General features: G+C 73.9%; 1 protein-coding gene. It reads left to right on the plus strand.

Annotation, left to right across the window (positions count from 1 at the left end; translation table 11 throughout):
• The first annotated feature begins 75 nt into the window (after positions 1-75).
• A complete protein-coding gene (locus O3W51_RS48240) occupies positions 76-699 on the plus strand; it encodes a hypothetical protein (protein WP_198359622.1) in 624 nt (207 codons plus the stop codon).
• The last annotated feature ends 5 nt before the right edge of the window (positions 700-704 follow it).

Raw genomic sequence — 704 nt, forward strand, 5'->3', positions numbered from 1 at the left:
GGGCCATTGCCGCCTACGTTGTGGGTGTGCCGGTCGGGGAGTATCTCCGAGCGCACAAACCGAAAGGCGTACCTCATGCGCATCTTGCGCACCAACGCTCTTGCCCGGACCGTCCTGATCAGTGCGATCGCCGTGGCCGGCCTCGCCACGCCCACCCTGGCGTCCGCGTCGGCCCACTCCGACGCGAACGGTTCCCGGATCCACAGCAGCCTGGGCGCCCAGGGCGTCCCCGGTGCTAACGGCGCCAACGGGGTGGGGAGCAACGGTGGTCTCGGCGGTCTGGGTGGCACTGGTGGAGCGGCCGGTGCGAACGGCAACGGCGGTAACGGCGGCGGCGGCGGAAACGGCGACGGCCTCGGAAGCACCGGTGGCGCCGGTGGAGCGGGCGGAGCCGGCGGTGCCAACGGCAACGGCGGCACAGGTGGCGCGGGGGGCGCTGCCAACCAGGGCGGCACCGGTGGCAAAGGCGGTGTGGGCGGTGTAGGCGACGCCGGCACCGGCATCGGAGGCGGCAAGGGCGGCAAGGGCGGCGCGTCCACGGCCGGCGGTATCCACAAGGGCGGGACCGGTGGCGCCGGCGGCGCCGCAAGCCCGGTGTGTCCCGGCAACGACGGTGGCAACGGCACCGCTGCCACGTTGACCGCGGACGGCATCACGGGCGCCACCGGCGCCGCCGGACACACCACCCTGCCCTGCTAACAGCA

Origin of the sequence: Streptomyces sp. H39-C1 (genome assembly GCF_027158125.1) — a bacterium.
GTDB classification, from domain to species: domain Bacteria; phylum Actinomycetota; class Actinomycetes; order Streptomycetales; family Streptomycetaceae; genus Actinacidiphila; species Actinacidiphila fildesensis.